Source organism: Agromyces sp. NSFZ (assembly GCF_056156205.1).
On sequence record NZ_CM149585.1, the window covers coordinates 3,145,635 to 3,171,394 of the forward strand.

At 71.0% G+C, this 25,760-nt stretch carries 25 protein-coding genes; 12 read left to right on the plus strand and 13 right to left on the minus strand.

Translation table 11 applies throughout. The annotated features are described in order from the left end of the window. Positions 1 to 12: 12 nt before the first annotated feature. The 4 genes from rlmB to ACVFI9_RS14915 are packed head-to-tail and all read right to left on the minus strand — an operon-like array spanning position 13 to position 4,247. The gene (rlmB, locus tag ACVFI9_RS14900; RefSeq protein ID WP_474762986.1) at positions 13 to 1,053 is read right to left on the minus strand and encodes a 23S rRNA (guanosine(2251)-2'-O)-methyltransferase RlmB; all 1,041 of its coding nucleotides are present in this window, start codon (positions 1,051 to 1,053) and stop codon (positions 13 to 15) included. Then, a complete protein-coding gene (gene cysS / locus ACVFI9_RS14905; protein ID WP_474762987.1) occupies positions 1,050 to 2,483 on the minus strand; it encodes a cysteine--tRNA ligase in 1,434 nt (477 codons plus the stop codon). Before cysS ends, rlmB begins: the two co-directional genes overlap by 4 nt. Positions 2,484 to 2,524: 41 nt before the next feature. Further along, positions 2,525 to 3,736 (minus strand): 2-C-methyl-D-erythritol 4-phosphate cytidylyltransferase, encoded by a 1,212-nt coding sequence (gene ispD, locus ACVFI9_RS14910; protein WP_474762988.1) that lies wholly within the window; start codon positions 3,734 to 3,736, stop codon positions 2,525 to 2,527. Between the two features lie 28 nt (positions 3,737 to 3,764). Beyond that, entirely contained in the window at positions 3,765 to 4,247 is a 483-nt protein-coding gene (locus tag ACVFI9_RS14915) for a CarD family transcriptional regulator (RefSeq protein WP_056734541.1), read from the minus strand. Between the two features lie 158 nt (positions 4,248 to 4,405). Between ACVFI9_RS14915 and ACVFI9_RS14920 the strand changes: the two genes are divergently transcribed. After that, a complete protein-coding gene (locus tag ACVFI9_RS14920) occupies positions 4,406 to 4,861 on the plus strand; it encodes a DNA modification methylase (RefSeq protein WP_474762989.1) in 456 nt (151 codons plus the stop codon). Between the two features lie 10 nt (positions 4,862 to 4,871). Here ACVFI9_RS14920 and ACVFI9_RS14925 read toward each other — a convergent pair whose 3' ends face one another. Continuing rightward, positions 4,872 to 5,552 (minus strand): response regulator, encoded by a 681-nt coding sequence (locus ACVFI9_RS14925; protein WP_474762990.1) that lies wholly within the window; start codon positions 5,550 to 5,552, stop codon positions 4,872 to 4,874. After that, positions 5,549 to 6,796, minus strand: a complete 1,248-nt coding sequence (locus ACVFI9_RS14930; protein WP_474762991.1) for a sensor histidine kinase — start codon at positions 6,794 to 6,796, stop codon at positions 5,549 to 5,551. The genes ACVFI9_RS14925 and ACVFI9_RS14930 overlap by 4 nt, the downstream gene beginning before the upstream one ends. A 189-nt stretch (positions 6,797 to 6,985) precedes the next feature. On the opposite strand from ACVFI9_RS14930, the gene phoU reads away from it, so the two are divergent. Next, positions 6,986 to 7,645, plus strand: a complete 660-nt coding sequence (gene phoU / locus ACVFI9_RS14935) for a phosphate signaling complex protein PhoU (protein WP_474762992.1) — start codon at positions 6,986 to 6,988, stop codon at positions 7,643 to 7,645. A 103-nt stretch (positions 7,646 to 7,748) separates the two neighbouring features. On the opposite strand, the gene ACVFI9_RS14940 is transcribed toward phoU, so the two are convergent. Next, on the minus strand, positions 7,749 to 8,495 hold the full coding sequence (locus ACVFI9_RS14940) for a phosphoglyceromutase (RefSeq protein WP_474762993.1): 747 nt from the start codon (positions 8,493 to 8,495) through the stop codon (positions 7,749 to 7,751). A 50-nt stretch (positions 8,496 to 8,545) separates the two neighbouring features. On the opposite strand from ACVFI9_RS14940, the gene ACVFI9_RS14945 reads away from it, so the two are divergent. Further along, positions 8,546 to 9,382 carry a class I SAM-dependent methyltransferase gene (locus tag ACVFI9_RS14945; protein WP_474762994.1) on the plus strand — a complete coding sequence of 279 codons (837 nt, stop codon included), beginning with the start codon at positions 8,546 to 8,548 and terminating at the stop codon, positions 9,380 to 9,382. 16 nt (positions 9,383 to 9,398) lie between these two features. Here the strand turns inward: ACVFI9_RS14945 and ygfZ are convergent, their stop codons facing one another. The 3 genes from ygfZ to ACVFI9_RS14960 all read right to left on the minus strand — a co-directional run bounded on the left by ygfZ (position 9,399) and on the right by ACVFI9_RS14960 (position 11,616). Then, entirely contained in the window at positions 9,399 to 10,556 is a 1,158-nt protein-coding gene (ygfZ, locus tag ACVFI9_RS14950; RefSeq protein WP_474762995.1) for a CAF17-like 4Fe-4S cluster assembly/insertion protein YgfZ, read from the minus strand. Further along, positions 10,556 to 11,164, minus strand: coding sequence for a nitrobindin family protein (locus ACVFI9_RS14955; RefSeq protein WP_474762996.1), 609 nt, complete (start codon positions 11,162 to 11,164; stop codon positions 10,556 to 10,558). Before ACVFI9_RS14955 ends, ygfZ begins: the two co-directional genes overlap by 1 nt. A 137-nt stretch (positions 11,165 to 11,301) precedes the next feature. Beyond that, a complete protein-coding gene (locus ACVFI9_RS14960) occupies positions 11,302 to 11,616 on the minus strand; it encodes a hypothetical protein (RefSeq protein WP_474762997.1) in 315 nt (104 codons plus the stop codon). A gap of 103 nt (positions 11,617 to 11,719) precedes the next feature. Here ACVFI9_RS14960 and ACVFI9_RS14965 point away from each other — a divergent pair, with 103 nt between their 5' ends. The 8 genes from ACVFI9_RS14965 to ACVFI9_RS15000 all read left to right on the plus strand — a co-directional run bounded on the left by ACVFI9_RS14965 (position 11,720) and on the right by ACVFI9_RS15000 (position 21,244). Next, positions 11,720 to 12,409: a response regulator transcription factor gene (locus ACVFI9_RS14965; protein ID WP_474762998.1), complete on the plus strand. Its 690-nt coding sequence runs from the start codon at positions 11,720 to 11,722 to the stop codon at positions 12,407 to 12,409. Positions 12,410 to 12,455: 46 nt separating this feature from the next. Then, positions 12,456 to 14,630, plus strand: a complete 2,175-nt coding sequence (locus tag ACVFI9_RS14970; RefSeq protein WP_474762999.1) for an RNA degradosome polyphosphate kinase — start codon at positions 12,456 to 12,458, stop codon at positions 14,628 to 14,630. Further along, entirely contained in the window at positions 14,627 to 15,562 is a 936-nt protein-coding gene (locus ACVFI9_RS14975; protein WP_474763000.1) for an NUDIX hydrolase, read from the plus strand. The genes ACVFI9_RS14970 and ACVFI9_RS14975 overlap by 4 nt, the downstream gene beginning before the upstream one ends. A 239-nt stretch (positions 15,563 to 15,801) precedes the next feature. Continuing rightward, on the plus strand, positions 15,802 to 16,893 hold the full coding sequence (locus tag ACVFI9_RS14980; protein ID WP_474763001.1) for a phosphate ABC transporter substrate-binding protein PstS: 1,092 nt from the start codon (positions 15,802 to 15,804) through the stop codon (positions 16,891 to 16,893). A gap of 93 nt (positions 16,894 to 16,986) precedes the next feature. Continuing rightward, on the plus strand, positions 16,987 to 17,925 hold the full coding sequence (gene pstC, locus ACVFI9_RS14985; RefSeq protein WP_474763002.1) for a phosphate ABC transporter permease subunit PstC: 939 nt from the start codon (positions 16,987 to 16,989) through the stop codon (positions 17,923 to 17,925). A gap of 5 nt (positions 17,926 to 17,930) precedes the next feature. Further along, positions 17,931 to 19,025 (plus strand): phosphate ABC transporter permease PstA, encoded by a 1,095-nt coding sequence (pstA, locus tag ACVFI9_RS14990; protein WP_474766279.1) that lies wholly within the window; start codon positions 17,931 to 17,933, stop codon positions 19,023 to 19,025. 22 nt (positions 19,026 to 19,047) lie between these two features. Continuing rightward, positions 19,048 to 19,827: a phosphate ABC transporter ATP-binding protein PstB gene (pstB, locus tag ACVFI9_RS14995; protein ID WP_474763003.1), complete on the plus strand. Its 780-nt coding sequence runs from the start codon at positions 19,048 to 19,050 to the stop codon at positions 19,825 to 19,827. 229 nt (positions 19,828 to 20,056) lie between these two features. Next, positions 20,057 to 21,244 carry an NAD(P)-dependent malic enzyme gene (locus tag ACVFI9_RS15000; protein WP_474763004.1) on the plus strand — a complete coding sequence of 396 codons (1,188 nt, stop codon included), beginning with the start codon at positions 20,057 to 20,059 and terminating at the stop codon, positions 21,242 to 21,244. Between the two features lie 2 nt (positions 21,245 to 21,246). On the opposite strand, the gene ACVFI9_RS15005 is transcribed toward ACVFI9_RS15000, so the two are convergent. The 3 genes from ACVFI9_RS15005 to ACVFI9_RS15015 form a co-directional block, all read right to left on the minus strand. Next, entirely contained in the window at positions 21,247 to 22,134 is an 888-nt protein-coding gene (locus ACVFI9_RS15005; protein WP_474763005.1) for an aminodeoxychorismate lyase, read from the minus strand. Positions 22,135 to 22,394: 260 nt separating this feature from the next. After that, on the minus strand, positions 22,395 to 23,081 hold the full coding sequence (locus tag ACVFI9_RS15010) for a response regulator (protein WP_474763006.1): 687 nt from the start codon (positions 23,079 to 23,081) through the stop codon (positions 22,395 to 22,397). Next, a complete protein-coding gene (locus ACVFI9_RS15015) occupies positions 23,074 to 24,414 on the minus strand; it encodes a sensor histidine kinase (protein ID WP_474763007.1) in 1,341 nt (446 codons plus the stop codon). The genes ACVFI9_RS15010 and ACVFI9_RS15015 overlap by 8 nt, the downstream gene beginning before the upstream one ends. 253 nt (positions 24,415 to 24,667) lie before the next feature. Between ACVFI9_RS15015 and ACVFI9_RS15020 the strand changes: the two genes are divergently transcribed. Next, positions 24,668 to 25,711, plus strand: a complete 1,044-nt coding sequence (locus tag ACVFI9_RS15020; protein WP_474763008.1) for a hypothetical protein — start codon at positions 24,668 to 24,670, stop codon at positions 25,709 to 25,711. The last annotated feature ends 49 nt before the right edge of the window (positions 25,712 to 25,760 follow it).

Sequence of the window (25,760 nt, forward strand, 5' to 3'; positions counted from 1 at the left end):
GCGTGCCCGCGGCTACGCGCCCGCGCCCGCCGCTCGTAGCTTCGAGATCTCGTACAGGGTGACGGATGCCGCGATGCCCGCGTTCAGCGACTCGGTGGACGCGCTGATGGGGATCGACACGATCGCGTCGCACGTCTCGGCCACGAGCCGCGAGAGTCCCTTGCCCTCGCTGCCGACGACCACCACGAGCGGCCGGTCGGCCCACGACAGCCCGGGAAGCGACACCTCGCCGTCGCCGTCGAGCCCGAGGACGAAGACACCGCGCTCCTTGAGCGTCTTCAGCGTCTGCGTGAGGTTCGCCGCCATCGCCACCGGCACCCGGGCGGCGGCGCCGGCCGAGGTCTTCCAGGCTGCGGAGTTGACGCCCACCGAGCGGCGCTGCGGCACGATCACGGCCTGGCCGCCGAACGCGGCCGTCGAGCGCAGGATCGCTCCGAGGTTGCGCGGGTCGGTGATGCCGTCGAGCGCGACGAAGAGCGGCGTCTGATCGCGCGCGAGCACCCGGTCGAGCTCCTCGATAGGGTGCGCGTACTCGTAGGGCGGCACCTTCAGGGCGAGGCCCTGGTGCCCGCCGCCCTCCCCCGCGAGCCGGTCGAGCTCGGGCCGCATGACCTCGAGGATCGGGATGCCCCGGTTGGTGGCGAGCTTCATCGCCTCCTTCACGCGGTCGTCCATCTCGACGCGGGCGGCGACGTAGAGGGTCGAGGCCGGGATGCGGGCGCGCAGTGCCTCGACCACCGAGTTGCGGCCCGTGACGATCTCGGACTCGTCGCCCGACTTCGCGCGCCGGGACGCCCCGGACGCCCCGCGCGGTGCGCCGGCGCGCTGCGCCTGCCCGGCGACCTTGCCCTTGCCGCCCGCGGCGGAGTAGCGCTCCTGCGCGGCCTTTCGCTTGCCGGCGGGATGCCACGCGCGATCCTCGGCCTTGGGGGTCGGGCCCTTGCCCTCGAGCGCCTTGCGCCCGTGGCCGCCGGTGCCGACCTGCTTGCCCGCAGCGCCCTTTCCGCCCTTGCGGACGGCTCCGCCGCGGGACTTGCCGCTGCCTGCCTTCATGATCCAAAGCTCCAATGCGTGCCGGTCTGGCTGTCTTCGATGGTGATGCCTGCGGCCGAGAGCTCGGCGCGGATCCGGTCGGCCGCGGCGAAGTCCTTCGCGTCGCGCGCCGCCTGCCGGTCCTCGATGAGGCGGGCGATGAGGCTCTCGAGGGCGGATGCCGCGGGGCCGGCCTCGGCGGACGCCCAGTGCGCGTCGCGCGGGTCGATGCCGAGCACCTCGACCATCGCCACGACCTGTCCGTGCAGCACGGCCGCCTCGTGCAGGTCCTCGTCGTCGAGCGCCTGGTTTCCCGCCCGCACGGTGTCATGCAACACGGCGAGCGCCTGCGGCACCCCGAGGTCGTCATCCATCGCCGCGGCGAACGCGTCGGGGATGAGCGGGCTGCCGACGCCCATGTACCGCGTTCCGGCCAGTCGACGTTCGACGCGCGTGAGGAACGTGCGGATGCGGTCGACGGCGGCCTCCGCCTCGGCGAGGGAGCTGGGCGAGTAGTCGAGGGTCGAACGGTAGTGCGCGGCACCCAGCAGGTACCGTACGGCGAGCGGCGACGCCAGCTCGAGGAGCTCGCTCGCGTAGACCGAGTTGCCGAGGGACTTGGACATCTTCTGGCCGCCGACGTTGACGAGACCGTTGTGCACCCAGTACCGCGCGTACCCGTCGCCCGCGGCGGTGGACTGCGCCAGCTCGTTCTCATGATGCGGGAAGCGCAGGTCGAGTCCGCCGCCGTGGATGTCGAACTCCGCGCCGAGGTACCGGGTGGCCATGGCCGAGCACTCGATGTGCCATCCCGGTCGCCCGTCGCCCCACGGCGACGACCAGCTCGCCGATGCCGGCTCCGATTCCTTGCGCCCCTTCCAGAGGGCGAAGTCGCGGGGGTCGCGCTTGCCGCGCGGGTCTGCGTCGGCGGCGGCCTCCATGCGGTCGCGCGACTGGCGGGTGAGTTCGCCGTAGGCGGGCCAACTGGCGGTGTCGAAGTACACGTCGCCCGAGGCATCCGGTGCGGCGTAGGCGTGGCCGCGCTCGATGAGCCGGCCGATGATCTGCTGCATCTGCTGCACGCTCGCCGTGGCACGCGGCTCGTAGGTCGGGGCGAGGATGCCGAGCAGGCCGTAGGCCGCGGTGAACTCGAGCTCGACCCGGTAGGCGAGCGCCCACCACTCCTCGACCTTGCCGTCGCCGTCGAAGTCCTCGGATGCCGCGAGGATCTTGTCGTCGATGTCGGTGACATTGCGCACGAAGGTCACCTCGTTGCCGCGGTAGGCGAACCAGCGGCGCATGATGTCGTAGACGAGCGCGCTGCGGAGGTGGCCGATGTGCGGGCTCGACTGCACGGTGGGCCCGCACACGTACATGCCGACGTGCCCCTCACGGAGGGGCACGAAGTCACGAAGGTCCTGGGCCTTCGAGTCGTAGAGTCGCACGGTCACCCTGCAAGCCTACCGGCGGCGCCTCGGGGGTGACGGGGCGCTCAGGCCGGCACGACGAGGGCCGTCGCGATCGCGGCCACGCCCTCGCCTCGGCCCGTGAAGCCGAGGGCGTCGGTCGTGGTCGCCGTCACGCTCACGGGTGCCCCGACGATGCCCGAGAGGAGCGCCTCCGCCTCGGCCCGGCGCGGCGCGAGCTTCGGCCGGTTGCCGACGACCTGCACCGTGACGTTGCCCACGGCGTAGCCCGCCTCGCGCACGAGCCGCACGGTCTCGGCGAGGAACACGTCGCCGTGCGCGCCCTCGAAGCGGGGGTCGCCCGTGCCGAACACGCTGCCGAGGTCGCCGAGTCCGGCCGCGGCGAGGAGCGCGTCGCAGATGGCATGGCTCGCGACGTCGCCGTCGCTGTGTCCGGCGAGACCCCGTTCGCCGGGCCACTCGAGCCCGGCGAGCCAGAGCGGGGTGCGCGTGTCGTCGGCCAGGGCGTGCACGTCGAGTCCGGTGCCGATGCGCGGCGCGGCGGTGCCGCGGCGGTCGGTCGATCGGGCCGACTCCGCGGCGGGTCCGGTCTCGCGCTCGGCCATCATCGCCTCCGCGCGCCGCAGGTCGGTCGGCAGGGTCACCTTGAAGGCGCGCGCGTCGCCGGGCACCACGTCGACGTCCATGCCCGCGGATGCCGCGAGCGCCGCGTCATCCGTGAACTCGCCCGTCGCGGCGGCGTAAGCGGCATCGAGCGCCCGCCGCGGGAAGCCCTGCGGGGTCTGCACGGCGGCGAGCGCCGAACGGTCGACCGTCTCGAGCACGCGGCCGTGCTCGCCGACCCGCTTGATGGTGTCGACCACGTCGAGCGCCGGCACCACGCCGTGCCGGCGCGATCGAACGGCCGCCACGACCTCGTCGAAGACGATCGATGGCGTGAGCGGCCGCGCCGCGTCGTGCACGAGGACGGTCGCGATCTCCTGCGGCAGCGCGGCGAGCCCGCTGGCCACCGATTCCTGGCGCGTGGCGCCGCCGGCCACGACGTCGAACCCGGCGGATGCCGCGGCCGGCGCATACCGAGCGCGCGTCTCGTCGACCCGATCCTCAGGTACGACTACCACGACGTGCGGCGTCTCACGCATGCCGAGCACGGCATCGAGTGCGACGCCCAGGATGGTGCTCTCGCCGAGGGGGACGAACGCCTTCGGCTCGACATGCCCGAGCCGGGTGCCACTGCCCGCGGCGACGACGATGACGGCGACCGTTGACGCGCTCATGGGTCGAGCGTATCGCCGTGGCGGGCGACTAGGAGGCGAGCACCTCGTCGAGCACCGTCGACGCCTGCTCCTCGTCGGTCTTCTCGGCGAGCGCGAGCTCGGAGATCAGGATCTGGCGTGCCTTGGCGAGCATGCGCTTCTCGCCGGCGGAGAGGCCGCGGTCCTGGTCGCGGCGCCACAGGTCGCGGACGACCTCGGAGACCTTGATGACGTCGCCGGAGGCGAGCTTCTCGAGGTTCGCCTTGTAACGGCGGGACCAGTTCGTGGGCTCCTCGGTGAACGGGGCGCGCAGCACCTCGAAGACCTTGTCGAGGCCCTCCTTGCCGATCACGTCACGAACGCCGACGAGGTCGACGTTCTCGGCCGGGACCTCGATGACGAGGTCACCCTGCGTGACGTTCAGCTTGAGGTAGAGCTTCTCTTCACCCTTGATGATCCGTTTCTTCACCTCGGTGATCGTTGCGGCTCCGTGGTGGGGGTAAACGACGGTTTCGCCAACCTCAAAAAGCATGAATGAATGTCCTTTCGGCAACTTTCAGGATATCACATTCGGGTTCGTGCTAAGGTTCGCCAACCCTTCCATGCCCGGGCGCGCCGGTAGGCTACACTCGGATCGATCCCTCGCGCGAGCACGCTCCGTTCGCGCGCTCGCTCGCACTTGGAGGTTCTGTGAAGGCGCGTCTCGCGGCATCCGCTGCTCTGGCCCTTGGTCTCGTCGTGGGTGCGACCGGCTGCGCCATGGTCACCCCCCAGGCGACGACCGAGAAGTACGACCCGAGCGACGGCGTCTCGGCGAACCTCGGCGACATCGACGTGCGCAACGCGCTGATCATCAGCGAAGACGGCGAAGACGGCACCCTCGTCATGAGCATCGTCAACCGCAGCGACGAGCGCGCCAGCGTCACCGTGCAGGTCGGCGGCGACGAGCTCGAGATCGACGTGCCCGCCGGCGAGACCCTCGTGCTCGGCTCCGAAGACGAGGAGCCGGTCGTCCTCGAGGGCATCGACGCCGAGGTCGGCGGCCTGCTGCCCATGTACTTCCAGTCGGGCGACGCCGAGGGCGTCGAGAAGCAGGTCCCGGTGCTCGACGCACGCCTGCCCGAGTACTCCGAGCTCGCGCCGTAGGCTCGCGGGCCTACCCCTCGAAGCGGTACCCGAGCCCCCGCACCGTCACGAGCTGCACGGGCTCCGATGGCTGCAGCTCGATCTTCGACCGGATGCGCTTGATGTGCACGTCGAGGGTCTTGGTGTCGCCGAAGTAGTCCGATCCCCACACGCGATCGATGAGCTGGCCGCGCGTCAGCACGCGCCCGGGATTGCGCATGAGCAGTTCGAGCAGTTCGAATTCCTTGAGCGGCATGGGCACGGCCACGCCGTCGACCTCGACCGTGTGCCGGTCGACGTCCATGCGCACGCGCCCGCCCTCGAGGATCGCCTCGTCGAAGTCCTCGACCTCGTTGCGTCGACGCAGCACCGCCCGGATGCGGGCGAGCAGCTCCCTCGTCGAGTACGGCTTCGTCACGTAGTCGTCGGCACCCAGCTCGAGCCCCACCACGATGTCGATCTCGGAATCCTTCGCGGTGAGCATGATGATCGGCACGTTCGAGCGGCTGCGGATCTCGCGGCACACCTCCGTACCGGGAAGGCCCGGCAGCATGAGGTCGAGGAGCACCAGGTCGGCGCCGTGCTGATCGAAGGCCGCGACCGCCGAGGGGCCGTCGGCGGCCACCTCGACCTCGTAGCCCTCCCGCCCGAGCAGGAAGCTCAACGGATCGCTGAGGGCGATCTCGTCTTCGACGAGCAGGATGCGGGTCACGTACGTTCTCCTCGGTTCGATGCGACGGACTTCGTCGCGAGTGCTGCGGCGGCGACATCCGCTCGGCCCGGGCGACCGTCGGAGGTGTGCTCGACCGGCTCGTCGGCGACGGGCGTGTCGGGAGCCTCCGCGACGGGAAGCCGGATCATGAACGTCGAGCCGCGGCCCGGCTGCGACCACACGCGCACGTCGCCGCCGAGGTTCTGCACGGTGTGCTTCACGATGCTGAGCCCGAGGCCCGACCCGCCGGTGTTGCGCGAGCGCGCCTGGTCGACGCGATAGAAGCGCTCGAAGACGCGATCGAGCTCCTCCGGCTCGATGCCGATGCCCTGGTCGGTGACCCCGATCTCGACGGTGTCGTCGACGACCTTCGCGCCGACGCCGACGCGCCCGCCCTCGTTCGAGTAGGCGATGGCGTTGGCCACCAGGTTGTGCACGGCCACGACCATGAGCGCGCGGTCGCCCCAGACCTTGGCCTTCGTCGACGCGCGCATGGCGACATCCACGTGCTTGGCCGCGGCGACGACGCGGTTCTGGTCGACGGCGGCGGCCACGACCTCGTCGATGTCGACGAGCTCGTCGCGCCGGAGCGCGTCGCGGGCCTGCAGTCGCGAGAGCTCGATGACCTCGCTCGTGATGTGCGCCAGGCGGTTCGCCTCGATCGACAGCCGGCCGGCGAAGCGGCGCACCTGTTCGGGCTCGTCGGCGGCCTGGTCGAGCGCCTCGGCGAGCAGGCTGACCGACGCGATGGGGGTCTTCAGCTCGTGGCTGATGTTCGCCACGAAATCGCGGCGCACCTCGTCGAGCCGGTGCGCCTCGGTGCGGTCCTCGGCGATGAGGAGCACGAACCGGGTGCCGAGCCGTGCCACGAGCACGCGCAGTCGCAGCGTGGACTCGCCGAACGGGCCGCGGGTGACGCTGAGGTCCCGCGTGATCGGTTCGCCGGTGCGGCGAACGGATGCCACGAGCTCGAGCAGTTCGCCGTGCGTGAGCGAACGGTGCCGGACGAGGCCCATCGCGAGGGCGCCGGGCGAGGCCTTCAGCACGTTGTTCGACGGATCGAACACGACGCCGGCGGATTCCAGCACCTCGAGCACCTGGTCGACGCCGTCGGGGATGGTGGGAGCGACGACGCGTGCGGCGCTCGATCCGCGGCGCTCGGCCATGTGCAGGACGATCACGAAGGCGGCCCCGAGGAAGATGCCGAAGGCCAGTGCCGTGAGCACCACCCACATGGAATCCATGGCTTCACCCTAACCACTCGCGCTGTGACCGATCCGCGCTCCGTCCGGCGGGACGGCGGTAGGTTAGGGAGTGTTCAGCGTCCCGGCACCTGCTGTTCACCTCCGACGGGGAGGATGTCGCGAGGCCGGATCGAACCGGTAGGCCCGCGCGCGCCCTGCGCGGGATCGAACAGACAAGGATTTCGTTTCATGCGTGAGGTGTTCCAGCAGGAGCTGCGCGAGGTGCAGGACCGACTCGTGGAAACCGCTCAACTCGTCGCCGACTCCATCGAGAAAGCCACCCGCGCCTTCAACAGCTCGGACGTGAGCCTCGCCGAGGAGGTGATCGCCGATGACGACCGCATCGACCAGCTCACCGTGTCGCTCGACGAGCTCGCCATCACCATCCTCGCGCGCCAGCAGCCGGTGGCCCGCGACCTGCGCATCGTCGTGAGCGCGCTGCGCATCAGCGCCTCCCTCGAGCGCATGGGCGACATGTCGACCCACATCTCGCAGCTGGCCCGCTACCGCTTCCCCGACAAGGTCGTGCCGAAGTCGCTGCGCCCCACGTTCGCCGAGATGGGCGCGCTCGACGTCGAGATCGCCCGGAAGCTCGTGGAGCTCCTCCGCACCGAAGACGTAGTGCTGGCCGAGGAGATCCGCAACGGCGACGACAAGATCGACGCGCTGCACCTCTCGGTGTTCGACAAGGTGCTCGGCGAGACGTGGAAGGGCCAGGCTGTCGACACGGTCGACGCGACGCTCGCGAGCCGGTACCACGAGCGGTTCGCCGACCACGCGGTGTCGATCGCGAAGAAGGTGCAGTACCTCGCGACCGGCGACTGGGATCCCGAGAAATCGGCGCTCTGAGGCCGGGCGCGGGCGCGGGTGCGCCGCACCCGCTCGCCGGTCGCCGCCGGCGACGAGAAGGGCGGGGGATGCGACATCCCCCGCCCTTCCTCGGTGCTTCCGGCTACTTGCGGCCCTGTGCGGCCACCGCGGCGGCCCCCGCGGCGGCGGCCTCGGGGTCGAGGTACTCGCCGGGCTTCGTCGGCATGAAGTCGTCGCCGAGCTCGTAGACCAGGGGGATGCCGGTCGGGATGTTCAGCTCGGCGATGTCCTCGTCGGAGATGCCGTCGAGGTGCTTCACGAGCGCCCGCAGCGAGTTGCCGTGCGCGGTGACGAGCACCGTCTTGCCGTCGGCCAGGTCGGGGATGATGCCGCTCTCCCAGTAGGGCAGCATGCGGGCGATGACGTCCTTCAGGCACTCGGTGCGCGGCATCTCGTCGTCGGAGAGCGTCGCGTAGCGGGGGTCGCCGACCTGCGACCACCGGCTGTCGTCGTCGATGGGCGGCGGGGGCGTGTCGAACGAGCGACGCCAGAGCATGAACTGCTCCTGGCCGTACTTCTCGAGGGTCTCCGCCTTGTCGAGGCCCTGCAGCGCGCCGTAGTGACGTTCGTTCAGACGCCACGAGCGGCGCACGTCGATCCACGAGCGGTCGGCGACCTCGAGAGCGATCTCCGCGGTCTGGATGGCGCGCGTGAGCACCGAGGTGTGCAGCACGTCGGGGAGCACGCCGTGCTCGACGAGGAGCTCGCCCGCACGTCGCGCCTCGGTGCGACCGAGCTCGCTGAGCCGCACGTCCACCCATCCGGTGAACAGGTTCTTCTGGTTCCAATCGCTCTGGCCGTGGCGCAGCAGCACGAGAGTGTGTGGCATGTCGACCAGCCTAGCCGGGGCGAACCTCCAGCTTCGTCCTGAGAGGATCGATGCTCGTGCCCGTCGGATCCATCACCCGCGGCACGACAAACACCAATCGGCTCCGGCGCATCGACCGGTGGATCTCGGAGCACCCGGCGTTCCGTCGTGCCATCGACCCGTTCGTCGTCGACCTCGGATACGGCGCCAGCGGAGTCACCACGTTCGAACTCGCCTCGCGCCTCGGGAGGGCACGCCCGGATGTCGAGACGCTCGGCCTCGAGATCGACTCCGGGCGGGTGCTCCGAGCCCGGAGCCAGCTCGAACGGCTCGCACGCGGCGAGACCTCGTTCCCGGCCGGACTCCCGGTGCGATTCGGGCTCGGCGGCTTCGAGGTGCCGACCGGCGACCGGCACCCCGCCGTGATCCGCGCGTTCAACGTGCTCCGCCAGTACGACGAGGCCGAGGTCGCGGAGGCGTGGGCGCGCATGTCGTCGCGGCTCGCACCGGGCGGCCTCCTCGTCGAGGGCACCTGCGACGAGCTCGGTCGCATCGCGAGCTGGGTGGGCATCGAGGCATCCGAGCCGGATGCCGCAGCGGCATCCGTTCCCGCGACGTTCACGATCAGCCTCCGCCTCACCGACCTCGAGCGCCCCTCGGTCGTCGCGGAGCGCCTGCCCAAGGCGCTCATCCACCGGAACGTGCCGGGTGAACCGGTGCACGAGCTGCTCACCGCGCTCGATCGCGCGTGGCGGGTGCACGCACCCCTGTCGGTGTACGGCCCGTCGCAGCGCTGGATCCGGAGCGTCGAGACGCTGCGAGCCCAGGGCTGGCCGGTGCACGGCACGGTGCGCCGCTGGCGGCTCGGGGAGCTCACGCTCGACTGGGCGGCCGTCGCGCCGCACTGAGACGCCGGCGACGGCGCTACTTGCGCACGCCGAGCCGCGGCAGCCGCGGCACGTCGACCGCCGCACCCGCGCTGGCCGGCACGATCTCGACCTGCGCCGCGGCCACGTCGATGCCGTGGCTCTCGACGATGAGCTCGAGGTCGGGCGGGACCTGCCGCTTGACGACCGCGAGCGCGACCGGTCCGAGCTCGTGGTGCATCGCACTCGACGTGACGTGCCCGACGACCTTGCGTTCGGGGGCCTCGCCCGGCTCGGGCTCTGGCCGCACCTTCTCGCCGACGACCGCGTCACCGGGCACCGGCAGCACGGTGTCGCTGCCGTCGAGGTGGAGGAGCACGAGCCGGCGCGGCGGGCGTCCGAGGTTCAGCACCTTCGCGACCGTCTCCTGACCCTTGTAACAGCCCTTGCCGAGGTCGACGGCACTGCGCAACCAGTCGAGCTCGTGCGGGATCGACTTCTCGTCGACCTCGGTGGCGAGCCGCGGACGCCACGCCGCGATGCGGAGCGCCTCGGCCGCGAGCGAGCCGGCCGCCGCGACCCGACCGTCGCGCACGGCGGCCGAGGCATCGGCGAGCGCCGAGCGAGGCACGATGCGCTCGATCCAGTGCCACGCGGATGCCGGGTGGCCGGCGTCGGGGGCGTAGCGATGCGCCGTCGGGGCGGGCGACGACCAGGGGTCGGTCCAGTCGAGGGCGACGCCGTTCGCGGCGAGGGCGGGCGCGGCGGCATCCAGCGCGTCGGTCGACATGGCGCCGAGCACGGCGACGTCGGATGATCGGTCGGCCACCTCGACCCGCAGCATGAACCGCATGCGGTCGAGCCAGGCCGCGAGCGGTGCGGCATCCGCCCCCTCGACGATGAGCCAGGTCGACTCGCCGTCGTCGACGGCGTGCACGACGTGCTCGATGCGACCGGATGCGTCGAGGAAGAGCGCCTCGGCCGATTCGCCCGGGGCGAGCCGATCGAGCGCCTGGCTCGCCATCGAGTGCAACCAGGTGAGCCGGTCGGGGCCGGTGACGGTGAGCACGCCGCGGTTCGAGCAGTCGACGATCGCCTCGCCGCGCTCGAGCCGGCGCTGCTCGACGTTCGGGTTGCCGTAGTGGCCGGCGACGCCCTGGTCGACCCCTTCGGCCGCGACGGCGCCGTCGAGGGCGAGGAACGGGTTGGCGGTCATCAGTCCACCTTCGCGAGTCGGGCGGATGCGTGCGTGCGCAGGTCCTGGCCGAGGGCCGCGATGTCCCACGCCCAGAGCAGGTGTCCGTCGACGAGCCCGTACAGCCGGGTCGCGGCGGCGTAGTCCTTCGCGCCGGCGGTGCGCATGACGGCATCGGTGCCGAGGTCGATGCGGGGTCCCTTCACCTGGCCGAGGTAGAGCTCGGCCACGCCGCCCGGGTGCACGAGCGAAACCTCGAGGTCGAACCCGCCGTCGGCGTTGCGCAGCGTCTCGACCGACTCGGCGTCGCGGAACCGGGACTCCCCCACGGCCGGCAGGAGCGCCGGTCCGGCGTCGCCCTCGCCGAGCGGGCGCTCGAGCCGCCAGTACCCGGTCTCGGTGGCGAGCGGCTTCGGGTCGCCTCCGGGCTGCTCGGGGTACAGCCAGGTGTAGGACGTGTAGTTCAGGTGCGGCAACCCGTCGTGGCTGAAGCTCACGCGCTGGCCGAACTCATGGGTGATCGACTCACCGCCCACCTTGTAGTCGATCACGCCCGACCCCTCCCAGACCCCGATGAGCCAGGAGAGCGGAACGAGCTCGGCCGGGAGATCGACGGGCAGTTCGATCATGCGACTAGCGCTGCCCCCTGAACAGCTTGTAGACGACGACGCCGCTCACCCACGCGATCGCGAGGCTCGCGAGTCCGAGCAGGCCGATGAAGAGGAGTTCGAGGGCGAGCAGCTGCGACATGCTCCGATTCTACCCGTCAGGCGGAGGCGACCGGCACCACGGCGAGCGCCGCCAACCCGACCACGAGCGCCGCCCCGGCGATGCTCGTGCTCGCGCGCGTCACGAAGCCGCTCGGCCGACGGGTGGCGAGCTGCACCGCGAGCGAGGCGACCACGGAGGTCGCGAAGACGATGCCGAGCGCGCCGAAGACGCCGAGTCGCGACGTGTCTCCGAACCAGTTCTCGGCGCCCGAGTACGCGAGCGCGAGCACCGTGACGGCGCCGGCGAGCGCGATCGCCCAGATGAGCAGGATGCCCGGCCATCCGCCTCGCGTCTCGGAACCCGCCTGCATCGTCTGACTCCCTGTTTCCCGTCGCAACTGCCGATGTCCGGCGTCACGTAGTATTGACCGCACCTTACTACTGGAGGCCAGTGACTGCGGAGGGAGTACTGCCGTGGCGCAGCTGCTGATCCTGTCGCCGGCGGCCAACGAAGACGTCCTCCCGGCTCTGTCACTCCTGTCTCACCGGACGCGGGTCATCCCCGCTTCGCCTGAGCAGCTGGTGAGGGCGCCCGAATCCGACCTCGTGCTCCTCGACGCCCGCACCAACCTCGTCGCGGCGAAGGCGCTGTCGCAGATCCTCCGCACCACCGGCATCTCGGTGCCGCTCATCCTCATCGTCACCGAGGGTGGCCTCACCGCGGTCACGCCCGACTGGGGCGTCGACGACGTCGTGCTCGAGCACGCCGGGCCGGCAGAGGTCGACGCCCGCATCCGCCTCGCCATCGGCCGTGCGCAGTCCGCGCAGCCGACCGAGCGCATCCAGACCTCTGGCGTCGTCATCGACGAGGCGAGCTACTCTGCGAAGGTGCATGGGCGCACGCTCGACCTCACCTACAAGGAGTTCGAGCTGCTCCGGTTCCTCGCGGCGCACCCGTCGCGCGTCTTCACGCGCGAGCAGCTGCTGAGCGAGGTGTGGGGCTACGACTACTTCGGCGGCACCCGCACGGTCGACGTGCACGTGCGGCGGCTGCGCGCGAAGCTCGGCGACCTCGACAACCTCATCGGCACGGTGCGGAACGTGGGGTACCGCTTCAACGTGCACGAGGACGACGACGAGGGCGCTGCCGTCACCGCACGTTGAAACGGCGTTCATCGGCCCGGTCCGACGCCAATGGCATGATGAGGGGATGACCGACAGCGTCCTCGACGAAGACCGCACGTCGAGTGATTTCGACGACGACTTCGAGCCCTTCGACATCGAGGGTGCGCCGGAGCTCCTCGCCGAACGCTACCTCGACCGCGAGCTCAGTTGGCTGGCGTTCAACCAGCGGGTGCTCGAGCTCGCCGAGGACCCGCGCGTGCCCGTGCTCGAGCGTGCGAACTTCCTCGCGATCTTCGCCTCGAACCTCGACGAGTTCTTCATGGTCCGGGTCGCCGGCCTCAAGCGCCGCATAGCCACCGGCCTCGCGGTTCCGACGAACGTCGGCCGTTCGCCCGTCGACGTGCTCAGCGACATCGCGCGCAGGGCCGGGGAGCTGCAGCAGCGACATGCGGCCGCGTACCAGGACCTCGTGAAGCCGGCGCTCGCCGACGCCGGCATCCGCATCGTCGCCTGGCACGAGCTCGGCGAGACCGAGGTCGCGCACCTCCGCGAGTACTTCTCCAGCCAGATCTTCCCCGTGCTGATGCCGCTCGCGGTGGACCCGGCGCATCCGTTCCCCTACATCTCGGGCCTGTCGCTCAACCTGTCGGTGCGCGTGCGGAACAGCCGCAGCGGCCGGCAGGAGTTCGCGCGCGTCAAGGTGCCGCAGATGCTCCCGCGCTTCGTGCGGGTCGACCCCGCCGAATCGATCGAGGACGCCCGCTACGTCGCGCTCGAGGAGCTCATCGCCAACCACCTCGGCGACCTCTTCCCCGGCATGGAGATCCTCGAGCACCATGTGTTCCGGGTCACCCGCAACGAGGACGTCGAGATCGAGGAGGACGAGACCGAGAGCCTCATCCAGGCGCTCGAGAAGGAGCTCCTGCGACGCCGGTTCGGTCCGCCCATCCGGCTCGAGATCACCGCCGACATGGACGACGTGACGCTCGGCCTGCTGTCGCGTGAGCTCGACCTGCCCGAGCAGAGCATCGTGCGCCTGCCGGCCCCGCTCGACCTCGGCGGTCTCTTCGACCTCGCACGCCTCGACCGGCCCGAGCTGCACTACCCGACGCACGTGCCGACGACGAGCGTCCAGCTGCAGCCCTCCGAGTCCAACCTGCGGTCCGACGTCTTCGCGGCGGTCGCCCGCAAGGACGTGCTGCTGCACCATCCTTACGAGTCGTTCGCCACGAGCGTGCAGGCGTTCCTCGAGCAGGCCGCGGCCGACCCCGACGTGCTCGCCATCAAGCAGACGCTGTACCGCACGTCGGGCGACTCCCCCATCGTCGAGGCCCTCATCGACGCCGCGGAGTCGGGCAAGCAGGTGCTCGCACTCGTGGAGATCAAGGCCCGCTTCGACGAGGCCGCGAACATCACCTGGGCGCGCAAGCTCGAGAAGGCCGGAGTGCACGTGGTCTACGGCCTCGTCGGGCTGAAGACCCACTGCAAGCTGGCGCTCGTCATCCGTCAGGAGAAGGGCGTGCTGCGGCACTACAGCCACATCGGCACGGGCAACTACAACCCGAAGACGAGCCGCATCTACGAGGACCTCGGCCTCCTCACGGCCGACGACCAGGTCGGGAAGGACCTCACCCGTCTCTTCAACGAGCTCTCGGGCTACGCGATCGAGAAGAAGTTCAAGCGACTCCTCGTCGCGCCGCTGCACCTGCGCAAGGGCCTGCTCAAGCTCATCGCCGCCGAGACGCGCAACGCCGAAGCCGGCCGGCCCAGCGGCATCCGCATCAAGGTGAACTCGATCGTCGACGAGGCGGTCATCGACGCGCTCTACCGAGCCTCCAATGCCGGCGTGCCGGTCGACGTGTGGGTGCGTGGTATCTGCAGTCTGCGGCCCGGCATCCCCGGACTCAGCGAGAACATCCGGGTCCGCTCGATCCTCGGGCGATACCTCGAGCACTCGCGGGTCTTCTCGTTCCTCAACGGCGGTGAGCCGCAGGTCTACATCGGGTCCGCCGACATGATGCACCGCAACCTCGACCGCCGCGTCGAGGCCCTCGTGCGGCTCACCGACCCCGATCACCTGGTCGAGATCGACCGCCTCTTCGACCTGGCCATGGACGAGTCGACGAGTTCGTGGCGGCTCGACGGCGACGGCGAGTGGACCCGCTCCTCCACCGATGCCGAGGGCCGGCCGCTCGTCGACATCCAGAACCAGCTCATGCAGCAGATCGGCCAGCGCACCCGTTCGGGGAAGCGGCGGTGACCACGGCGATCTACGCAGCCGGTGCCGTGTGCTGGCGAGTCATCGACGGCAAGGTGCACGTGCTCGTCATCCACCGCACCGTGTACGGCGACGTCACCATTCCGAAGGGCAAGGTCGAGCCCGGCGAGTCGCTCCCCCGCACCGCCGTGCGCGAGATCGCCGAGGAGACCGGGCTCGAGGTCGCGCTCGGCGTGCCGCTCGGGATCTCGCGGTATCCGCTCCCCAGCGGACGCGAGAAGATCGTGCACTACTGGGCGGCCGAGGTGAGCGAACGCGCCGTGCAACGCTCCACGTTCAGGCCGAACGCCGAGGTCGCGGCGCTCGAATGGGTCACGATCAAGCGCGCCCGCGGCTACCTCAGCTACCCGCCCGACGTGGAGATCCTCGAGAACTTCGCGAAGCTCGTCGAGCAGGGGGTCACGAGCACCTTCGCGCTGACCCTCCTGCGGCACGGCAAGGCGGTCGGGCGCGGCGGATGGAAGGGTCCGGATGCCTCGCGGCCCCTCGCCGAACGCGGCGTCGCCCAGGCGGCGGCCCTCGTGGACACCCTCACGGCGTGGGCGCCGAGGCGCATCGTGTCGAGTCCGGCCGTGCGCTGCGTGACCACCGTGACGCCGCTGTCCGCCGCCACGGGCATTCCGATCAGGCGCGAGGACGGCATCAGCCAGGACGCATGGGAGGCCGGCACGGCCGACGTGCGACGCGTCGTCGGCAAGCGCGTGGCCTCCGGTCGGAGCGCGGTCATGTGCGGTCACGGACCGGTGCTGCCCGAGATGGTGCGCGAGATCGCGCTCGCCACCGCGACGCCGCTCGGGTCGTACGTGACGGATGCCGCCGAGCTCGAAGCCGGGGCGTTCAGCGTCGTGCACCTCTCCGCCACGAACTCCGGTTCGGGCATCATCGCGATCGAGACGCACGCCCCGCGCGCCTGACCCGCGGCTTCAGCTTCAGCTCGTGCAGGAGATTCGGGGAGATCACGCGGTTCAGGGCGGGATGGGGCCCATTCTCCGGCGCGAGCACACCGCGGGTTGGGGCGGCATCCGCATTGGTCCGCGGTCGTTCACCTTCCGTTTACCGTCGTGGCGGAAGCTCGTAAGGCGGGCGACTTAGCGTCGCAGGCGGGTCGGCACCGGCCCACCCCCTGCAATTCGAACCCCGGAAGGGAATTCACGTGAACCTCAAGCGTTTCGGCGTGCCCGCCGTCATCGCCGTCACCGCGGCGCTCGCGCTCAGCTCCTGTGCCTCGAACGAAGGCGGCGCCGCGCCGTCGGAGTCGGCCTCGACGCTCTCGGGCAACCTCGTCGGCGCCGGCGCGTCCTCGCAGGACGCCGCACAGCAGGCGTGGATCGCCGGCTTCCAGACCGCGAACCCCGACGTCACCATCGACTACGACCCGTCGGGCTCCGGCGCCGGCCGTGAGACCTTCCTCGAGGGCGCGAGCGACTTCGCCGGCTCCGACCGCGCGTTCAAGGACGAGGAGCTCGCCGCCGGCGGCTTCGCCAAGTGCGCGCCCGACTCGAGCATCGTCGAGCTCCCGCTCTACGTCTCGCCGATCGCCGTGATCTTCAACCTCGAGGGCGTCGACACGCTCGACCTCGACCCGGCCACCATCGCGGGCATCTTCGCCGGCACGATCACCAACTGGAACGACCCGGCCATCGCCGCCACGAACGACGGCGTCGAGCTGCCCGACCTGGCGATCACGCCGGTGCACCGCTCCGACGACTCGGGCACCACGGAGAACTTCACCGAGTACCTCGGTGCGGCCGCTCCCGAGGTGTGGACGTACGAGGCCGACGGCGTGTGGCCGTTCGAGGGCGGCGAGGCCGCTCAGGGCACGTCCGGTGTCGTCGACGCCGTCACCAACGGCACCGGCACCATCGGCTACGCCGACGCCTCGCGCGCCGGTGACCTGGGCACCGTCGCGGTGAAGGTCGGCGACGAGTTCGTGCCGTACTCGCCCGAGGCTGCCGCCGCCATCGTCGACGCCTCGCCGTTCGTCGAAGGCCGCGCCGAGGGCGACCTCGCGATCGAGCTCGACCGCACCTCCTCCGAGGCCGGCGTCTACCCGATCGTGCTCGTCAGCTACCTCATCGCCTGCCAGGAGTACGCCGAGCCCGAGAACGTCGAGCTCGTGAAGGCGTACCTCGGCTACATCGCCAGCGCCGAGGGCCAGGATGTCGCGGCCGAGAACGCCGGCTCCGCGCCGATCACCGACGCGCTCCGCGAGAAGGTCGTGGCTGCGATCGACTCGATCAAGTAGTAGGTTCGTGCCCGACCCGCAGGCTCACGCCCCCGGGCCGGGCACGACCGCGTCTCCAGATACCGCATCACAGAACCCGAGGAATTGCGCCGGATGAGCACCGCATCGACCGCCATCAAGGCGAAGCAGCGACCCGGCGATCGGGTCTTCTCAGGCTCGGCCGTGTTCGCCGGCTCGATGATCCTCGTGACCCTCGCCGCGGTCGCGATCTTCCTCATCGTCCAGAGCCTGCCCGCCCTCGTCGCCACCAACGAGGAAGCGTCGATCCTTCCCACGAACTTCTGGGCGTACGTCGGTCCGCTCGTGTTCGGAACGATCTGGGCGGCAGCCCTCGCGCTCATCATGGCGCTGCCCGTCTCGATCGGCATCGCGCTGTTCATCTCGCACTACGCCCCACGGCGCCTCGCCTCCGTGCTCGGCTACATCGTCGACCTGCTCGCCGCCGTGCCATCGGTCGTCTTCGGCCTCTGGGGCATCGGCGTGCTCGCCCCGGCCGTACTGCCGATGTACTCCTGGCTGGTCGACAACCTCGGCTGGTTCCCGCTCTTCGCCGGCCCCGTCTCGGGCACCGGCCGCACCATCCTCACGGCCGCGATCGTGCTCGCCGTGATGGTGCTGCCCATCATGACGGCCATCAACCGCGAGGTCTTCCTGCAGACCCCGGTGCTGCACGAGGAGGCCGCGCTCGCCCTCGGGGCGACCCGGTGGGAGATGATCCGCACGGCGGTGCTGCCGTTCGGGCGCTCCGGCATCATCTCCGCGTCGGTGCTCGGCCTCGGCCGCGCCCTCGGCGAGACCATGGCGGTCGCCATGGTGCTGTCCGCGACGGGCGCCGTCACGTTCGAGGTCCTGACCTCGGTGAACCCCTCCACCATCGCCGCGAACATCGCGCTCAGCTTCCCCGAGGCGTACGGCATGAACGTCAACGTGCTCATCGCCACGGGCCTCATCCTCTTCATCGTGACCTTCGCCGTGAACGCGTTCGCCCGGTGGATCGTCAGCCGTCGCAAGGAATTCTCGGGAGCCAACTGATGACCATGACGACGAACCCCGAGACCACCGACCGCCCACCCGCCGCCGGCATCGCGAACTCGTTCACCGCGGGCCGGCTCCCCTCGTACGCACCGTGGCTCGTGCTCGGTGCGGCGATCCTGGTTGCGGCCGCGGTGTTCGGCGTGGTCGCCCTCGCCGGTGAGGGCTACGACTGGGGCGCAGCGCTCCTCGTCGGCGCGATCCTCTACGTGCCCTCGATCTGGCTGTTCTCGATGCTCGTCGAGGGCCGCCGCCGTGCGATGGACCGCCTCGTCACCGCGCTCGTGACGGGCGCGTTCGTGCTGGCGATGATCCCGCTCATCTCCCTCACCATCACCGTCGTGACGTTCGGCCTCGCCCGCTTCGACGCCGAGTTCTTCACGTACTCGATGCGGAACGTCACAGGCGAGGGCGGCGGCGCGCTGCACGCCATCGTCGGCACCCTGCTGATGACCGGCACGGCGGCGATCATCTCGATCCCGATCGGCCTGATGACCTCGATCTACCTCGTCGAGTACGGGCGCGGGCGGCTGGCGCGCGGCATCACGTTCCTCGTGGACGTCATGACGGGCATCCCGTCCATCGTCGCCGGCCTGTTCGCGTACGCCGTCTTCTCGATCTTCCTCGGCCCGGGCACCCGCACCGGTCTCGCGGGCGCCATCTCGCTGGCCGTGCTCATGATCCCGGTCGTCGTGCGCTCGAGCGAGGAGATGCTCCGCCTCGTGCCGAACGAGCTCCGCGAGGCGGCGTACGCCCTCGGCGTGCCGAAGTGGCTCACGATCGTGAAGGTCGTGCTGCCCACGTCCATCGCCGGCATCACGACCGGCATCATGCTCTCGATCGCCCGCGTCATCGGCGAGACCGCGCCGCTGCTCATCGCCGCCGGCTTCACCGCGAGCATGAACTACAACATCTTCGACGGCCGCATGCAATCGCTCCCGGTGTTCGTGTACACGCAGTACGCCAACCAGGGCAACCCGCCGGAGGCCTACCTCGACCGCGCGTGGGCGGCCGCCCTCACGCTCATCCTCATCGTCATGGCGTTGAACCTCATCGCCCGTCTCGTCGCCCGCTTCTTCGCTCCGAAGTTCGGCCGCTGATCTTCACGCAGTAAGGAAACCCGTGTCCAAGCGCATCGAAGTCCGTGACCTCAACGTCTACTACGGCAAGTTCAAGGCCGTCGAGGGCGTGACCCTCGAGATCGAGCCCCGCAGCGTCACCGCGTTCATCGGCCCGTCGGGCTGCGGCAAGTCCACCTTCCTCCGCACCCTGAACCGCATGCACGAGGTCATCCCCGGTGCGCGCGTCGAGGGCGAGGTGCTCATCGACGGCAACAACCTCTACGACCCCGACGTCGACCCGGTGCTCGTGCGCCGTCAGGTCGGCATGGTGTTCCAGCGTCCGAACCCGTTCCCCACGATGTCGATCAAGGAGAACGTGCTCGCGGGCGTGAAGCTCAACAACCGGCGGATCTCGAAGTCGGACTCCGACGACCTGGTCGAGAAGTCGCTGCGTGGCGCGAACCTCTGGAACGAGGTGAAGGACCGGCTCGACCGACCCGGTTCGGGCCTGTCGGGCGGCCAGCAGCAGCGCCTCTGCATCGCCCGCGCGATCGCGGTCTCGCCCGAGGTGATCCTCATGGACGAGCCGTGCTCGGCCCTCGACCCCATCTCGACGCTGGCCATCGAGGACCTCATCGAAGAACTCAAGCAGGACTACACGATCGTGATCGTGACCCACAACATGCAGCAGGCCTCCCGCGTCTCCGACCGCACGGCGTTCTTCAACATCGCCGGCACCGGCAAGCCCGGCAAGCTCATCGAGTACGACGACACCACGACGATCTTCTCGAACCCGTCGGTGAAGGCGACCGAGGACTACGTCTCGGGGCGCTTCGGCTGATCGCCGAAACCCTGTTACCATCGATGACACGGTGACGACCCACCCCCGTCGACACCTCCCGCGATTTCCACCCTCCAGCGGTGAGCAGGTGGCTGCGCGGCGCACACGGCGCCGGGCCCACGACTCGGCGGTCCCCGTGCGATGCGCATCTCCGTTCAGCGGCGGCGGCCCGACCCCACTCCGCCGCGGCGCACCTCGTGCGTGCGCCTGCTGATCGAAGGATTCGAACATGACCGATCGCGCCAGCGACACCAGTCCAATCTCCCTCACCGATGCCGAGATCTTCGCCGCCCATGACGGCGGCAAGCTCGAGATCGCCCTCTCCTCGCCGCTCGACACGAAGCGAGACCTCTCCATCGCGTACACGCCCGGTGTCGCTCGAGTGAGCCGCATGATCCACTCGGCGCCCGAGACGGCCCAGCAGTACACGTGGGCCAGCCGCCTCGTGGCGGTCGTGAGCGACGGCAGCGCCGTGCTCGGCCTCGGCGACATCGGCGCCGCCGCATCCCTCCCGGTCATGGAGGGCAAGGCCGCCCTCTTCCGCCGCTTCGGCGGACTCAACTCGATCCCGCTCGTGATCGAGACGAACGACGTCGACGAGATCGTCGAGACGCTCGTGCGGCTGCGCTCGAGCTTCGGTGCGGTGAACCTCGAGGATGTCTCGGCCCCGCGCTGCTTCGAGCTCGAGGCCAAGCTCATCGAGGCCCTCGACATGCCGGTCATGCACGACGACCAGCACGGTACGGCCGTCGTCGTGCTCGCGGCCCTCACCAACGCGGCCCGCCTCGTGGGACGCGAGCTCGACTCGCTTCGCGTCGTCATCGCGGGCGCCGGGGCGGCCGGCATCGCCGTCGCCGAGATCCTGCTGCAGGTCGGCATCTCCGACCTCGTGATCCTCGACTCGCGCGGCATCGTGACCACCGAGCGTGAGGACCTCACCGGGGTGAAGGCGGCCTACGCCGAGCGCACCAACCCCCGGGGCCTCGCCGGCGGCATCGGCGAGGCACTCGACGGCGCCGACGTCTTCATCGGCGTCTCCTCGGGCACCGTGCCCGAGTCGGCGCTCGCCACCATGTCGAGCGACGCCATCGTGTTCGCCCTCTCCAACCCCGATCCCGAGGTCCACCCCGACGTGGCCGCCCGCCATGCCCGCATCGTCGCGACCGGCCGCAGCGACTTCCCGAACCAGATCAACAACGTGCTCGCCTTCCCCGGCATCTTCCGCGGGACCCTCGACGCGCACGGCACGCGCATCACCACGGAGATGAAGATCGCCGCCGCCCGCGCGATCGCCGAGATCGTGGGCGACGACCTCGCGACCGACCACATCGTGCCGAGCCCGCTCGACGAGCGCGTCGCCCCCGCGGTCGCCGCGGCCGTCATGACCGCGGTGCACGGACTCGCGGCGCGGCCGTAGCGTCAGTCCCGGGGGCTCAGCAGGTAGTTGTTGAGCTCCCGGGCCTCCTCCGAGTCGTAGGGCAGGTCGCGGCCGTCGAGGTGCGTGACCCCGACCGCGAGCCGGACGCTCGACACCAGCCACACGGCATCCGCGGTCTCGAGATCCACGACGGGGATGTCGCGGTACTCGGTGTCGCGGCCGGTGCGGCCGAGGTGCTCGAACAGGCTCTGCTGCGTCGTGCCGTGCAGGATCGCGCCCGACGGCGCCGGCGTCGACCACACGTCGCCACGACGGATGATGACGCTCGACGTGGGCCCCTCCATGACGAAGCCGTCGCTCGTGACGAAGATGGCGTCGGCGGCGCCGCGCCGCCTCGCCTCGCGGAGCGCGGCCATGTTCACGGCGTAGCTCAGCGTCTTCGCGCCGAGCAGCAGCCAGGGCGCGCGCTCCGCCGTGCCGCGCGCATACCCGCGGTCGAGGGTGACCACGCGGAGCCCGCGCTCGCGCACGTCGGCGAAGTCGGCGGCCGGTGCGACGTGCAGCCACGCCGTCGGTGCCGGTCCGTGCTCCACGCCGCGACTCAGCACGAGCTTCAGTGCGAACTCGCCCCGACGCGGGATCGCCGCAACAGCGCGAGCGATGGCGGCCTCCCACTGCGGCAGGTTGGGCTCGGGCAGCTCGCAGATGCGCGCGGAGTTGCGCAGGCGCTCGAGGTGCGGGCGGGTCTCCTGCGCGTGTCCGTCGACGACGCCGATGGTCTCGAAGATTCCGTCGCCGCGCTGCGTCGACAGCTCACCGACCCGGAGGGCGGGCATCGAGGCGTCCACCTCACGGAACGTGGCGTCGAGCCGCGTGACCTCGGCGTCGGCGGGCAGCGGTTCGATGAGGAGCGTGACGGTATCGGCCATGCTCCGATGCTACGCGGGCGGAGGACCGCGCATCGGCGGGTCGCGCCGCCGGCGGAAGGGCCGGCGGGACGCGGACGGGAAGCCCTGCAGGAGCACCGGCATCGGTAAGGCCGGGCCGCAGAACGCCTCTCGGCGCGAGGCCGCTCGAAGCGGCGAATATTGGAGCCCGGGGTTACTGCGGCCCGGCCTCGTCAAGTGTAAACCAGCCCCGAAGGCCGTTCATTCCCGCCCTGGAGATCGCCTCCGCGTCACCGTCGCGCTCACTTCCGACGCCGCGCCCGACCGCCGAGCCCGTGCTCGAACGCCCAGATCACGACGTGCACCCGGTCGGGCAGTTCGAGCTTCGCGAGGATCGCGGCGATGTGCGTCTTCACGGTGTTCGCGGTCAGGAACAGCCGTTCGCCGATCACCTCGTTCGAGGCCCCTGTGAGCATCTCGGCGAGCACCTCGCGCTCGCGCGGGGTGAACCGCGCGAGCAGCGCCTCGGGGTCGGCGGGTTCGGGGACCCCGGCGACGAAGTCGAGGAGGCTCGCCGTCGCCCGCGGCGCCACGACGGCGTCGCCCGCGTGCACCGCACGGATGGCGGCGGCGAGCTCGTCGCTCGAGGCGTCCTTGGTGAGGAACCCGCTCGCCCCGGCGCGGATCGCCGCGAACACGTACTCGTCGAGGTCGTACGTCGTGAGGATCAGCACGCGCGTGCCCGGCTGGGCCGCGAGCAGTCGCTCGGTGGCCGCGATGCCGTCGAGCCGCGGCATCCGGATGTCCATCAGCACCACGTCCACGCGATGCGCGCGCGCCGATTCGAGCAACTCCGCACCGTCGGCCGCCGCGAACACGAGGTCGAGGTCGTCGTGCACCTCGACGAAGGCCGCGATGGCCGAGCGGATGAGCTGCTGGTCGTCGACGATCGCGACCCGGATGCGTGGAGCGGCGCGCTGCTCAGGCATCCGGTGCCCCGCCTGACCCGATGGGGAACGTCGCCAGGGTGCGCCAGCCGCCCTGATCGCGCGGCGCGCTCTCGAGCCGGCCGCCGACACGCTCCACCCGGTCGGTCATGCCGCGGATGCCGCTTCCGGCCGGCGCCGTCGCGGACCGGGTTCGCGGCGCGCCGTCGTCGACGACCTCCAGCACGAGCTCGTCGTCATCCCAGTGGAGTCGCACCTCGCTCGCCGTCGGCGCATCGGTGTGCCGCAGCGTGTTCGTGAGCGACTCCTGCACCACCCGGTAGACGACGAGCGCCGTGCCCGGGCTCACCGCCCGCGGCATCCCGGTCTCCACGAGCACGACCGAACGACCCGGCGCCGTGGCCCGCTCGACCAGACCGGCGAGCTCGCCGAGACCGGGACTGGGCTCGCGGGAGGCGACGGCCGGTGACGCATCGGCTGCGGCGGGCGGGTCGACGAGCACCCCGAGCAGCCCGCGCATGTCGGCCATCGCGGCACGGCCGGTCGCCACCACCTGCTCGATCGCGCTGCGGGCCCGTGCCTCGTCGCGGTCGAGCAGCACCCGTGACGCCTCGGCCTGGGTCACCATGACGGCGAGCGAGTGCGAGACGACGTCGTGCAGCTCCCGGCCGATGCGCCGCCGATCCTCGGCGAGCGCGGCGCGTTCGGCCTGGAGGCGGAGCTCGGCGGCCTGGCGCAGACCGACCTCCTGCGCGGCGCGCCGGCGCGCCGACTCGTGGCGGTAGCGCCCGAGCGCCCACGCGGCGCCGATCGCCGCGAGCAGGAACCCCGCGAACGAGAGGAGCACCCCCGGCTCCGTGTCGTGTCCGCGCATGACCGCGACGACCGTCATCAGGGCCGCGCCCAGCACGCCGAGGACCAGCGCCGCGACGACCGTGATGCGGTCGTCGCTCGCCGCCGCCGTGAACACGAACACGAGGTACACCGCGGCGCTCGGGAACAGCGACGCCATGAACGGCAGGCCGGGCAGCCCGGCCACCGTGAGGGCGAGCATGATGGCGGATGCCGCGAGCAGCGTGCCCCTCGGCCATCTCCGCCTCACCGCGACGAGCAGGTGCAGCACGACGAATGCGCTCACGACCGCGGTCAGCCACGCGACATCCGGTGGGCTCGGCAGGGCTGCGAAGAGTTCGATCACCGTCACCGGGAGCAATGCGGCCCCGAAGGCCGCCGCCCAGACCCAGTCGGCGGCGGACGGCGCGCGAACCACCTCGGAGACCGCAGCGTCGCCGACCGCGCGCTCGCCGGGAAGGCGGGAGCCGGCCTCGCGGCCGACGGCCGGCGAGGGGACCTTGGAACGACTCGTTGCACCCATCCTGCGGTCCACCGTACTCGTCCCGTCGGCACCCGATCTCGCCCGTTCGGGTGAGGCGGCGGGCCGTCGCCCGCTGCGACGCTGGCTGCTGCCCCGGCCGATCGGCACGGGCGACACGGGAAGGGAACGGGCACGAATGATGAGTGCGACAAGGCCATCGACGGAGCGTCGACCGACCGCGAGCGTTCCGATCGGACGGCGGGATCGGGCCGTCCGGGCGGCCACGTTCGGTGCGCTGGTCACGTCGTCGGCGATGGCCGGATTCGGGCTGGTCTGGCTCGTCGCAGCCGACCTCAACCCGTTCGCGGGCGACGAGATGCGCAGCGTGGCGGCCGCCGTGCTGGGTGGCGGAGGCGTGGCCGTCGCAGCCCTGATCCTGGGCCTCGCCGGCGCCGTGCTCGCCGCGACCCTCGTGGTGCGGCCACGCGCCGTCGCCCACGGCGGTATCGCCCTCGGCGCCGCAGCCCTGGCCGCGGCGCTCTGCCTCGTCGTCGGCAACGTGCACATCATCGCGCTCGCCGGCTACCTCTTCGGGCTCGCAGCAGTGGTGGCGGGCGTCGCCACCGTCGCGGTGCTCCTGGCACGGGCACCGCGACTCGGCGTGCCGCTGCTCGTCGCGCTCATCGTCGTCGTCGCAGCGGCCGCTTGGATGGGCGTAACCGGCGAGACCCTCGTCGAGTTCGGGGCGGCGTTCGGGGCCGCGCTGGTCGAGGACGCGGCCAGCGTCGGCGTCTCCGCCCTCATCGTGGGCGCGATGCTGGCCTGGGCCACGGTCATGGTCATCGGCGTCGGACGCTCCTCGGCCGGACGGCGGTTCGAGGCCTGGCTCGTGCGCCACCGCCGGGCGCTCACGATCCTCGCGGCGGCCGGGCCGCTCCCCTACGCGGTGGCGCGAGCCTCGTGGCTCACCCCGTGGCCGCTCCTCGCCCCGACCGGGGTGGACCTTCCGGCGACGGCGCTCGCCACCGGACTCATGCTGGGTTCGGGTGCCGTGGCCGCGAGCCTGCTCACGCTCGGCCTCATCCTGCCGTGGGGCCGCACCTTCCCGCGGTGGATGCCGCGCCTCGGCGGGCGCCCCGTGCCGACGGCTGCCGCCGTGATTCCGGGGTCCATCGCCGCGGCCGCCCTCTGCGTCGCGGCTGGTCCGATGTTCCTCATGAACGCCGTGGGTCCCGTGGACGTGGTGCTCCTCAACCTGGCGCTGGCGCTGCCGCTGTGGTTCTGGGGGCCGATGCTCGCACTCGCCGTCTGGGCGTACGCGGCATGGCGGCGGCGCACGGCCTCGGAGGTCGCGTGATCGGCGGTGGCGGCGTCGCACGGGTGGCGCAGTGCCGCGCGGCACTGCG

Excerpts from the sequence above, each read along its gene's own strand:
- ACVFI9_RS14960 (WP_474762997.1), bottom strand. The coding sequence starts at position 11,616 with ATGCAGGCGGGTTCCGAGACGCGAGGCGGATGGCCGGGCATCCTGCTC.
- ACVFI9_RS15010 (WP_474763006.1), bottom strand. The coding sequence starts at position 23,081 with ATGCCTGAGCAGCGCGCCGCTCCACGCATCCGGGTCGCGATCGTCGAC.
- rlmB (WP_474762986.1), bottom strand. The coding sequence starts at position 1,053 with ATGAAGGCAGGCAGCGGCAAGTCCCGCGGCGGAGCCGTCCGCAAGGGC.
- pstC (WP_474763002.1), top strand. The coding sequence starts at position 16,987 with ATGAGCACCGCATCGACCGCCATCAAGGCGAAGCAGCGACCCGGCGAT.
- ACVFI9_RS15015 (WP_474763007.1), bottom strand. The coding sequence starts at position 24,414 with ATGGGTGCAACGAGTCGTTCCAAGGTCCCCTCGCCGGCCGTCGGCCGC.
- ACVFI9_RS14970 (WP_474762999.1), top strand. The coding sequence starts at position 12,456 with ATGACCGACAGCGTCCTCGACGAAGACCGCACGTCGAGTGATTTCGAC.
- ACVFI9_RS15005 (WP_474763005.1), bottom strand. The coding sequence starts at position 22,134 with ATGGCCGATACCGTCACGCTCCTCATCGAACCGCTGCCCGCCGACGCC.
- ACVFI9_RS14915 (WP_056734541.1), bottom strand. The coding sequence starts at position 4,247 with ATGCTTTTTGAGGTTGGCGAAACCGTCGTTTACCCCCACCACGGAGCC.
- ACVFI9_RS14940 (WP_474762993.1), bottom strand. The coding sequence starts at position 8,495 with ATGCCACACACTCTCGTGCTGCTGCGCCACGGCCAGAGCGATTGGAAC.
- ACVFI9_RS15020 (WP_474763008.1), top strand. The coding sequence starts at position 24,668 with ATGGCCGGATTCGGGCTGGTCTGGCTCGTCGCAGCCGACCTCAACCCG.
- pstA (WP_474766279.1), top strand. The coding sequence starts at position 17,931 with ATGACGACGAACCCCGAGACCACCGACCGCCCACCCGCCGCCGGCATC.
- ACVFI9_RS14955 (WP_474762996.1), bottom strand. The coding sequence starts at position 11,164 with ATGATCGAACTGCCCGTCGATCTCCCGGCCGAGCTCGTTCCGCTCTCC.
- ispD (WP_474762988.1), bottom strand. The coding sequence starts at position 3,736 with ATGAGCGCGTCAACGGTCGCCGTCATCGTCGTCGCCGCGGGCAGTGGC.
- phoU (WP_474762992.1), top strand. The coding sequence starts at position 6,986 with ATGCGTGAGGTGTTCCAGCAGGAGCTGCGCGAGGTGCAGGACCGACTC.
- ACVFI9_RS14930 (WP_474762991.1), bottom strand. The coding sequence starts at position 6,796 with ATGGATTCCATGTGGGTGGTGCTCACGGCACTGGCCTTCGGCATCTTC.
- ygfZ (WP_474762995.1), bottom strand. The coding sequence starts at position 10,556 with ATGACCGCCAACCCGTTCCTCGCCCTCGACGGCGCCGTCGCGGCCGAA.
- ACVFI9_RS14945 (WP_474762994.1), top strand. The coding sequence starts at position 8,546 with ATGCTCGTGCCCGTCGGATCCATCACCCGCGGCACGACAAACACCAAT.
- ACVFI9_RS15000 (WP_474763004.1), top strand. The coding sequence starts at position 20,057 with ATGACCGATCGCGCCAGCGACACCAGTCCAATCTCCCTCACCGATGCC.